Below are 10,694 nucleotides of genomic sequence, written 5' to 3' on the forward strand. Positions count from 1 at the left end.
GTCCACTTGGTTTTCGAGACTGGCCTTTTAATTCTAACGTAAAGCCAACCTAGAACGGCGGGGTTTCAGACCCAAAATTTCCGATGAGTTTACCCTAAGAAAATATGCCAATTTCATTCAGAGTAGAACTAGCTTACCAATAATCGGCTATGAGTGAGCGCGGTTTTTTTCTGGATTTATCACCGGGGTTAGTGTAGTTCAAACTGGTATTACTTACCCAAGTTTTGGTTATCTGGTCAATGAAATACCGAAATATGCAAGAAAACGGAACCGCCGAGAATGTTTATAAGTTTTCTAGTACCTTATCTCCTTCCGATCCAAGCTATGTGGATAGAAGGGCTGATCTGGAATTGTACCAAGCTCTGATGAACAGTCAGTATTGTTATATTTTTAATTCTCGCAAAATGGGCAAGTCGAGTTTGACGGTACGCATCCAAACTCAAATTGAAGCCCAAGGAGTTGCCTGTTCCCGTATAGACTTAAATGAATTGGGGACATCAGTAGATCAATCTAGCTGGTATCATTCCTTAATTATTGAAATTGCCGAACAATTAAAACTAAATATGACGGATCTAGAATCTTGGATTGCCAGTCAATCTGTTTCTAATGTTGGGTTACTTAGACAGTTTATTAAAGAAATTTTATTGATAAAAATTTCAAACAACATTGTTATTTTTATTGATGAAATTGATGTGGTTAGAAAACTACCCTTTGCTACTGATGACTTTTTTGCTTACCTTAGGTCTTGTCATGAAAAGCGAGTTATTAATGCAGATTTTAATCGTATTTCATTTGTTTTAATTGGCACGGCTACCCCCAATCAATTAATTCAGGATAGTCAAAGAACTCCTTTCAATATTGGTAAAGCAATTGAATTAAATGGACTGTCGTTAGAAGATAACTGTCAACCCTTGATGCAAGGACTAGAAGGGTTGGGTGTGTCCCCTCAAGAAATTCTACAAGAAATTTTTAGCTGGACTAATGGTCAACCTTTTCTAACTCAAAAATTGTGTTATTTAATGGCCAAGTTTAAAGTTCAAATACCTCGGTCTCTCTTATCAGCTTGGATGCGAGATTTTGTTTATAAACACATTATTGATAACTGGGAAAAAAAAGATGAACCTGCTTTTTTATCAAGTATAAGAGAGCGACTTATTTATCATCCTGATCAAGGGTATTTACTAAGGGTTTATGCTAATGTTTTAAAAGGTAAATTGGTGAAAGCGAGTAACACACCAGAACATGATGAATTATTACTATCTGGATTAGTTATCGTCGATAATCAGGGCTATCTTAGAGTGGCTAATGCTATTTATCAGGCAATTTTTAATCAAAAATGGTTATATAATGTATTAGCAGCTAGTCGTCCTTATCAATCGGAAATTGCTAAGTGGGAAGACTCAAATTTTACCGATACAAATTGTTTACTGACAGGTAAAAAGTTAGAGGAATCTAAAAAATGGCAAGAAGATAAAGAATTAGATAGTATCGATTATCGTTTTTTAGCAGCCTCTGAAAGCATTACTCGTCAAAAACAATCTCGTTTATTTATGTTGGTAGCGGGAATATTTACTAGCATTGTTACAGGTTTACTTGGGTTGGGATTCTACCAGTCATGGCTGTTACCTTACTTTTATAAAATCCCCTATACTAAGGAGCCTGAACTATTTAGCCAAGGCGAAAAAAAGCTACTTATTAAACAGGAAAATTTTTATAAAGATCGGGGTATTTTGGCTTTTAAAAATGCTAATTATTTGGAAGCTAAACAGTTATTCAAAAAAGCCTATCTCGCTCATCCTGAAGATGCAGAAAACTTGATTTATTATAATAATGTTATCGCTTATTTAAGTAATAATTATGTGACTTTGGCGGTGGTTATTCCCAGTGGCAAAAAAAATGAAATTTCCCAAGAAATCCTTAAAGGGATTGCTCAAGCACAATATTTATTTAATAGCCAATTACCGACAAGTGCGAATAATTTATTTTTAAATATCGTTATTGCCAATGATAATAATGATGAAAAAGTTGCTAAGATAGTCGCCAAGGAAATCGTTAAAGACCCCAAAGTTATTGGAGTAATTGGACATTATTCTAGTGAAGCCACCTTAGCAGCTTTACCTATCTATGAAAGAGCCAAAATTACTTTAATTTCTTCTACAAGTTCCTCGAATGTAATTGAGAGTGAATACTTTTTTAGAACCGTTATTACCAATGAAAAAATTGGTGAGACTTTAGCTAATTATGCCAGCAAACATGATCTAGATAAGGTAATTGTTTTTAATAATTCTAACCAGATTGATAGCCAAGAACTTACTCAAGAGTTTCATCAAGCTTTCCAAAAAAAAGGCGGTAAAATCACTAAAGTAATTGATTTATCATCTTCCCTAGATATTGACGCAGAAGTTTTCAAAGCATTTTCCCAAGATCAAGTTAGAGGAATTGTCTTATTTCCCAGTTTGGAATCAGCTTCTGTGGTAGTAGAATTATCCCATACTCTTGAACAGTTGAATACCAGCACCACTCCAGAACTGAAAAATAAGCTAGTTCTTTTAGGGAGCCATTCCATGTATGAACATGAAATGTTGGTTGATAGCGGTAAATTTATTGATAATTTAGTTTTGGCTGTGCCTTGGTTTTCCCATCTAATTAAGTCCCAAAATTTTGTCAGAGATGCTCAAGCTTTATGGAAAGAAGATATTAGTTGGCGAACCGCTACCAGTTATGATGCGGCCCAATCATTTATAGCTGCTATTAGAGCCTTGCAATCCCAGAATAAAATTTCTTCAGAGTTGATACAAGAATATTTAGAAAACCTCAATCTTTCGGCCAGTTTGACCTCAGGCAATTCTCTCAGGTTTGTAGATAATGAATCCGAATCTAATCGAGAACCAATTACTGTCAGGGTTAAGAGTAAGTTAGAAGCAAAACTTGAAAACTCAATTCAGTTTCAATTGGAATCTCAACGAGACTAATCAAGCAAGTCGTCAAAATATACTTGATACAAATTGCAACGCACCTCTAGGGTATCATAACTTTTGTGGATCAGTCCCAATCGTTCCAAAAATTGGACAGATTCTCCTTTCATTTGAGCCGGAGTCAGAGCTTTTTTCTGAAGAATTTGCCTAAAAATATTCCGTAGGTTAGCATTACTTTTCAGATATCTCATCAGTAGGAAAAAATGACTTTGAAATGGCTCTCGTCCCTGCAAGGCATCATCTAGAACCTTTTCTAGAGAATTCCCTTCTTGCAATTTTACCAAGATTAACTTAATTAAATAAGGATTACCTCCCACTAAGTTCATGACCTTGTTAACATCTGATAACGTCCAATTAATGCCATTAACTTGAGCGAAAGTGAGAACTTGTTCCGCATTAAAATCCGATAAACTAGCCACATAACCTACACCAATTAAGGGAGAGGCATAAAAATCGTAGTTGCTATAAAATTCCGTTGAATGAATAATAATTAAGCGTAGTTTCCGCCAAGGTTGGGAACGTCTTTCATGCCAACTTCTGAGAATACCACAAATTTCATTACCGAGTGTTTCAGTTTCCAAAATTGTATCAAATTTTTCAAAGACAAAAACCAGAGGATTTGCGCTGGGTTGGAGAACATATTCCTCTAAATATCGTCGAGTTTTGTGGGCAGGAGTTCCGGGACGAGACCAAAATTTATCGAGAAGAGATTCGTTAATCTTTAATTCTTGGGTAATGGTACGACAAATCGACAGCAGCAAGTCTTCACAACTAAGGGCAATAGTGGCTTTTTCCTCCTCACAATCAATGATAACTGGTTGATAATTATCTTGTTTGAGATGATGGACTAACCAATTAACTAAACGGGTTTTGCCACTATTATGAGGTGCGCGAATTCTTAGCAACGATTGTTCTTGCTGAAGAACTTTGAGACAATTTTCCTCCAGAGGTGGACGTTTTACATAATCCTTAATATAGGTCTGATAATCCTGTTGTTTTTCCTCATCTAAAGAGGAGAAAATAGCAGCAATTGCGGGAGATTGATGTTTACTTTTGTTTGCCCACTCTTGATCAAAGCTCCTTAGGTTAGTTAAAATATCATGACCCCGTTGCCAAAAAGTAATTTGAAAAGTACGAATTTTCCCTTGATTATTGAGACGATGATCTTCCAAAATACCTAAAAACTTTTCGTTAAGATATTCCGTCAAAGCATCCCGAATTTGCCATAACTCCAGCCTTTGACCACATTTTTCTGTCAGCATTTCTAAAGCATTAAGTTCGGCTTGAATTTTCAATTTTTTCTCATTAATCCAGCTAAATTTAATCGCCAGATTTTCACAATTATCCACCTCGTAGTTAGCAAACTTTAACAGAGCATTAAGCAGATATTTGGTTCTTTGCCTGGGAATATCCCCATAGGTAACTTTTCTAGACATTATCTCAAGTTTAGTAATTAAGGACTTTGCCGGTAATTGAAAAATTTAAGTAATGATTTGGTTACGGAATAAACTTAAAACAGTGAGTTTCCTATCCTCCTTTTTGAGTGCAAGCTTCGCTCCCCTGTTTAACAGCGTGCGCTAAATCCAACCGTTCGAGAAAAATTTGACCTGTCAGTTCGCGAGTTTTCAATTGATGCCATTCAGGTGCAACAAGATTGATTTCAGAGGGGTATTTGGGCAGTGGAAACAGAAATAATCCTTGCCGCTGCCACTGATCCCAATATTCTCTGACTTGCTTACTCGAACGATAGCGGATTTTTCTAGAGGGTACCTCAAAAAATAGATTTACTTCAGCATTGCACCGCCTGAAACCCTGATGAAACCTTTGTTGATTCTCAATTAGTGTGAATATTTTCTCAATAAGTCCAATTTATCGAGGTACTCTAGACAACCTTGACCACATCACATCTCTCAAAAAAATTTTCCGCAAAACCCCGAAGTTCCCCAAGGTTTTTCTCCACCCCCAAGTTACTCAAACTCCAGTCTGGGATAGCAATTGAGGGCAAGAAAAATTAGCCTTTGACTGTGGGTGTACTCACAATGCCATAATCAACCACAACAAGGTTCAGATTTTCTTAATAGTCTTTTTACCCTTGCTATGGCAGCACTTTGACCGATATCTGTCTGGCTATTTTGTGCCGAATTAGACAACTCCACTGGTTGACCGACTATGACTAAAATTGCTGATATTGCCTACGTTACCTATCAACATCCGGATTTAGACCTGTGCGAACGTTTTTTGAGGGATTTTGGCCTGATTACCGCAGTTAAAACCGATACAGCCTTGTATATGCGAGCTAGAGGCAAAAAACAGTTTGTCTATGTCGTAGAATGGGGAAAAGAAGCTAAATTTGTTAGTTTTGCCCTAGAAGCGACATCAGAATCTGTCTTACATGAACTAGCCACTTTAGCCTCCGCTTCGACCGTGGAAACCCTGTTCACCCCCGGCGGTGGTCAGCGCATCAAAATTATTGACCCCAACGGTTTTAACCTAGAATTGGTCTATGGTATCGAGGAAGTGGAACCTTTGCCGATTCCTGAACCCTTGCAATGGAATCACGCTAGTCGCAAAACCCGTTTAGGTCGCACCCAAAGGCCGAAAAAAGAACCCGCACCTATTTTACGTCTAGGTCATCTAGCTATTGATGTCAAAGACTTTGAGGAAAGCTATCACTGGTATCAGCAGACTTTTGGCTTAAAAGCAACAGATTTAATTTATTACGGCCATCCCAGTTTACGAGTCGGGGGTTTTCTTCGTTGTCAACGGGGAGAGGAATGGGTTGATCATCACACCATCGCCATGTTGCAAGGTTCTCACCCCAAAGTCCATCATACTGCCTTCGAGGTGCAAGATTTTGACTCTATTAAAATCGGCCACGATTGGTTACGAGAAAAAGGATGGACTCCTGTGTGGGGTATTGGTCGCCATTTGTTGGGAAGTCAAGTGTTTGACTATTGGCAAGATCCTTTCGGTAGCCTCATTGAACATTTTACCGATGGGGACCTTTTTGAGCAAACCACCGAGCCAGAACTTCACGCGGGTGGGTTAGATATTCTCTATCAATGGGGACCGGCGATTCCCGAAAGTTTTTTAGGTTAAACCGTTGAAAACGTCTCATAAAAGGGTTTAGATGATGAATATTGCTGAAATATTTCAAAAAAGACGCTCTACTCGTAAATTTCGCACCGATGCCATTCCCGAAGAAATTTTAGCCGAAATTTTTCGTTTAGGATTCCAAGCTCCCTCTAGTTATAATTTGCAACCATGGCGATTTATAGTGGTTAGAGAACCAGAAAATAAGGCAAAATTGCGAGAATTCGGCTTTGAACAAGATAAATTAGTCGATGCACCCGTGGTTTTAATCTGTTGTGGCGATCGCCAAGTTAACCATCGTGGTTACATTAATCAAGTAATTGAGTTAGGAAAGCAAGAGGGGACGATTTCCGAAAAACGGGCCAAGTTCATGCACATGGCCATTCCGCCTTTTTTCCAATTTAAACCCTGTTATCAGTCTCCAGAAGCTTGGAGCAACCGACAAGTTATGATTGCGGTTACTTATCTCATGATAGCGGCGCAAAGCTTGGGGGTGGATAGTTGTCCCCTAGAAGGATTTGTGGCTAAACCCTTGCGCGAGTATTTCCAAATTCCCGATACGGTCGATGTCTGTTGTCTGTTAGCCTTGGGATACGCTGATGAACCTTTGAGCGAGTATGGGGGACGTTTTGGGACTCAGAAGCTCTGCTATGGCGAAATTTACGGAGAAACCTTTAATTTAAGCCCAAATCACCCCTAGAGTGACCGTCGCCCCCCGTCACCAGAAACTTTTCCCGGTGCGAGAGGATTAAATCTTTGTCTTCGATTCCATTTAATAATAGGGAGTAAAAAAATGACTCTTTGTTTAGATACTAAGCTTAATTTGTCAGAAATAAGCAGTTTAGTCGATATTATTCGTTATCGCGCCCAATACCAACCCCAAAAAACTGCTTATACCTTTTTAGTCGATGGCGAAACCGAAGAAAAACGCCTTACCTACGGGGAATTATTTCTGGAAGCGCAAGCGATTGCCAATAGTCTCCAATCCATCCTATTACCGGGGGAACGAGTTTTATTAGCATACCCTTCGGGATTAGAGTTTATTACTGGGTTTTTCGGCTGTTTATTAGCAGGAGTAGTGGCAATTCCAGTTAATTTGCCCAAGAAAAACCAAAAGATGGCTCGCTTAACTTCTATTATTAATAATTCGCAAGCAAGCTTACTTTTAAGCACACAATCGGAATTAGACCAATTAAAAAGGCAACTAGACAGAGATATTCCCTTTCTAGCTACGGATAGCTTAATCGGCAAAAGTTTAGCCGAAGACCACCCCACTCAGATAAAAGCAGAGACCTTAGCCTTTTTACAATACACCTCTGGTTCCACGGGGACTCCCAAAGGAGTGATGGTCAATCACGAGAATCTTTTGACCAACCTCCGAGATTTAGATTTAGGTTGGGAACACGATGAAAAGAGCGTTATGGTGACATGGTTGCCAACTTTTCATGATATGGGGCTAATTTATGGCATTTTACTGCCCTTTTATCGAGGATTTCCCTGTTATCTAATGTCCCCAGTTTCCTTTTTACAACGTCCTTTCGGTTGGTTAAATGCCATCAGCAAATACAGGGCCACCCACACTGCCGCCCCTAATTTTGCCTATAAACGTTGTCTTGACAAGATTAAAGAGGAACAGCTGGCGGATTTAGACTTAAGCAGGTGGAAAGTGGCTTTAAATGGGGCAGAAACCGTCAGAATGGAAATTTTGAGCGAATTTGCTCGTAAATTTGCCCCCTGTGGTTTTGAGTTTGCCGCTTTTTGTCCGGGTTATGGTTTAGCCGAGGCCACCTTAAAAGTTGCTGCTGTCAGGAAAAATCAAGTTCCTCAAATCTGCTGGGTTGAAAAAGCCGCTTTAAACCGTCATCAAATCGTTTTTACGGAAAAAAGCCCAAATTCTCAATCCTTAGTCAGTTGTGGACAAACAGAAATCGACACAGAAATTGCCATTGTTAATCCTGAAACCTGTCAACGCTGTCCCTCCCAGCAGGTGGGAGAAATTTGGGTGAAAGGCAAAACCGTTGCCCAGGGCTATTGGCAACATCCCGAAGCTACAGAAAAAACTTTTCAAGCAGTTATCGCCGATACTGGACAGGGTTTTTATTTGCGTACAGGGGATTTAGGTTTTATTCATCAGGGTCAACTATACATTACCGGACGCTTGAAAGACCTGATGATTATTCGCGGCGGTAACTACTATCCCCAGGATATCGAACAGACCGTAGAACAATGCTATCCCGACTTTTGCCCCAGTGGAACTGCCGCCTTTACCGTAGAAATCGAGGCAGAAGAAAAGTTAGTCCTAGTTCAAGAGGTGGAAAGAACGGCAATTCGCCGTTTTAACCAGCAAAAAGCCCTAGAAGCAGTTCGTCGAGCGGTTTTTCAAGAACACGAATTGCAAGTTTATGATATCGCTTTTATCAAACCCGCATCTCTGTCCAAAACTTCTAGCGGCAAAATTCAACGCCACGCTTGCCGTCAACAGTATTTAAACCAGCAACTTCCACTAATTTCATCCCCTATGCCGACGCTAACCCCCCCCCTCAGCAGTCACCAAGCTGCCCCCACAACCGCTAGTCAAGAAAAAACCGAGCAAATCTTGACTTGGTTGCGAGATTACGCCAAAACTCGCATTAATTCCCATCTGATTGATGACCGTCGTTGTGTGCCGCCCTATATTGTCATGGATTTTGGCAATCAAGGACTGATGGGAATGCAGATTCCCGAAGAATACGGGGGAATAGCCCTTAATAATCGCAATTTTTTGCAGGTGATGGAACAATTAGCCGCCATTGATTTAACCCTGGCGACGATGGTGAGTCTTAATAACAGCTTAGGTATCCGTCCGCTGCTCAACTACGGGACTATTTCCCTCAAGCAAGAATTATTACCTCTTTTAGCGACAGGAAGACAATTATCCTCCTTTGGCATGACGGAACCCGAAGCAGGAGCGAATATCGGGGCAATTAGTACCGTTGCAGTGCCGGATGGCCGAGATAAATGGCGAATTCGCGGACTTAAGCGTTGGAATGGTTCTGCTTGGGCCGGAATGATTAATGTTTTTGTCCGTTTGCTTGATTCCGAAGAACCGGGGAATAACGGTTTGACAGGTTTTCTTGTCCGTCAAGGCACCCCCGGTCTGCGTTTGGGACCTGAATCCCTAACTATGGGATTACGGGGAATTATGCAAAATGCCATCTATTTTGAGGATGTTTTAGTCACTAAAGAGCAATTGCTGGGAGAATTGGGCAATGGCACTGAACCCGCCGACGATGCTTTACTTTATGCCCGTTTAGGGATTGGCATGATGGGAGTTGGCGGCATGAAACGCTGTTTACAATTAATGTTACGTTATGCCAGTCGTCGTTCGATCGCTACCGGTAAATTGCTAGAAAGTCCGATTACTTTAGCCCGTTTTGACCATTTAACTGGGGCTACGGTGGCCTTGTCCAGTCTCTTAAAGTGTATCACCACCGCCTTAGACCAAAAAGTTGCCGTTCCCAGGGAAATGGCCGTTATTGCCAAGATTACGGGGGCTGATTACCTCTGGGAAGCGGCCGATAGTCTCGTTCAGATGCTCGGGGGTAGAGGTTACATGGAAACTAATCTTGCCCCGCAAATTCTCCGGGATGCCAGAGTTTTACGAATTGGCGAAGGTCCTAACGAAAGTTTGAAAATCTTTTTGGGCAAAAGTATCACCCATACGGACAAATTAGGCGAATTTCTGACAAAAGTTCTGGAAGCGCCCGAGATTGCCCTGCAACTCCACACCACTGCCCAATCTATTAATCAGCGTTGTCTCCAGTCTAATCTCTGGGGTGATCGTTCTGCCGCCTTAGCTTGGGCTTATTCTTTAATCGGAGAATTGGGTTGTTACGCCGCTTTAGTAGCAACAACAGCGAAAATGGCCCAAATTCACCCCGGGGAAAAGTACAGTCATGCCCTAGCTTGGAGTCAATTGCAGTTTGATTTATCTGTGCAGAAAGCTCTCCGGGGAACACCCGAAGAAAACTTTGCTTCTTCGGTGGCAACTATCCGCGATCGTATCCTCGATTATACTCAATCTATTGATGATATCGAACAACGTCTAGAGGGTTCCGATTATCAACTCGACGAGTTATTGATGTTGGAACCAGAAGCTAAACAGACTCATCCTCAAGCTGAAACTTCTCTGGTCGAAATTGCTAGTCAACCGCGGCAAGACGGAGTAAATAGCCCCTCTAGTCCGAAAAAGTCCCTTCTTAGCCAACAAACTCCCGAAAAGGTGGAAACGTGGTTAGGTAATTGGTTACACCAGAAATTAAAGGTCAATCCAGCCACTATCCAAACCAGCCAGTCTTTTGCTGATTTTGGCTTAGATTCAATTTTTGCCGTGGAATTAGCCCAAGATATTGCCGATTGGTCGGGAATCCCCGTCGAAGCCACCATTGTTTGGAATTATCCCACTATTGATAGTTTGGCAGAATATTTAGCTAACCAGATTAATCAAAGCAATACGGCGGCTGAATCGGCAAATAATCGAGAAAAAAGCGAAATTTTAGCAGTTTTACCCCAAATATCCGAAGAAGAAATCTCTGCCTTCTTTAGTTAATCGCTGGTGGGGATAGGATAGCTAATTTCCCTTGACCT

General features: G+C 40.7%; 5 protein-coding genes. 4 read left to right on the forward strand and 1 reads right to left on the reverse strand.

Annotation, left to right across the window (positions count from 1 at the left end; all coding sequences use genetic code 11):
* Window positions 1–254 precede the first annotated feature (254 nt).
* Window positions 255–2,972: an AAA-like domain-containing protein gene (locus tag IM477_RS00360; protein WP_287729983.1), complete on the forward strand. Its 2,718-nt coding sequence runs from the start codon at window positions 255–257 to the stop codon at window positions 2,970–2,972.
* Here the strand turns inward: IM477_RS00360 and IM477_RS00365 are convergent.
* The gene (locus IM477_RS00365) at window positions 2,969–4,411 is read right to left on the reverse strand and encodes an AAA-like domain-containing protein (protein WP_287729984.1); all 1,443 of its coding nucleotides are present in this window, start codon (window positions 4,409–4,411) and stop codon (window positions 2,969–2,971) included. The two genes, IM477_RS00360 and IM477_RS00365, sit on opposite strands and share 4 nt — an antisense overlap.
* Before the next feature lie 733 nt (window positions 4,412–5,144).
* Between IM477_RS00365 and IM477_RS00370 the strand changes: the two genes are divergently transcribed.
* From IM477_RS00370 to IM477_RS00380, 3 genes are all read left to right on the forward strand, one after another.
* Entirely contained in the window at window positions 5,145–6,074 is a 930-nt protein-coding gene (locus tag IM477_RS00370) for a VOC family protein (protein WP_002732692.1), read from the forward strand.
* 31 nt (window positions 6,075–6,105) lie between these two features.
* On the forward strand, window positions 6,106–6,768 hold the full coding sequence (locus tag IM477_RS00375) for a nitroreductase family protein (RefSeq protein ID WP_002776854.1): 663 nt from the start codon (window positions 6,106–6,108) through the stop codon (window positions 6,766–6,768).
* A gap of 93 nt (window positions 6,769–6,861) precedes the next feature.
* Entirely contained in the window at window positions 6,862–10,656 is a 3,795-nt protein-coding gene (locus IM477_RS00380) for an AMP-binding protein (protein ID WP_287729987.1), read from the forward strand.
* Window positions 10,657–10,694 lie beyond the last annotated feature (38 nt).

Origin of the sequence: Microcystis sp. M090S1 (assembly GCF_020246295.1) — a bacterium.
Classification (GTDB): Bacteria; Cyanobacteriota; Cyanobacteriia; order Cyanobacteriales; family Microcystaceae; genus Microcystis; species Microcystis aeruginosa.

Coding starts and splice junctions, on each gene's coding strand:
- IM477_RS00360 (WP_287729983.1), top strand. CDS start 255: ATGCAAGAAAACGGAACCGCCGAGAATGTTTATAAGTTTTCTAGTACC.
- IM477_RS00365 (WP_287729984.1), bottom strand. CDS start 4,411: ATGTCTAGAAAAGTTACCTATGGGGATATTCCCAGGCAAAGAACCAAA.
- IM477_RS00370 (WP_002732692.1), top strand. CDS start 5,145: ATGACTAAAATTGCTGATATTGCCTACGTTACCTATCAACATCCGGAT.
- IM477_RS00375 (WP_002776854.1), top strand. CDS start 6,106: ATGATGAATATTGCTGAAATATTTCAAAAAAGACGCTCTACTCGTAAA.
- IM477_RS00380 (WP_287729987.1), top strand. CDS start 6,862: ATGACTCTTTGTTTAGATACTAAGCTTAATTTGTCAGAAATAAGCAGT.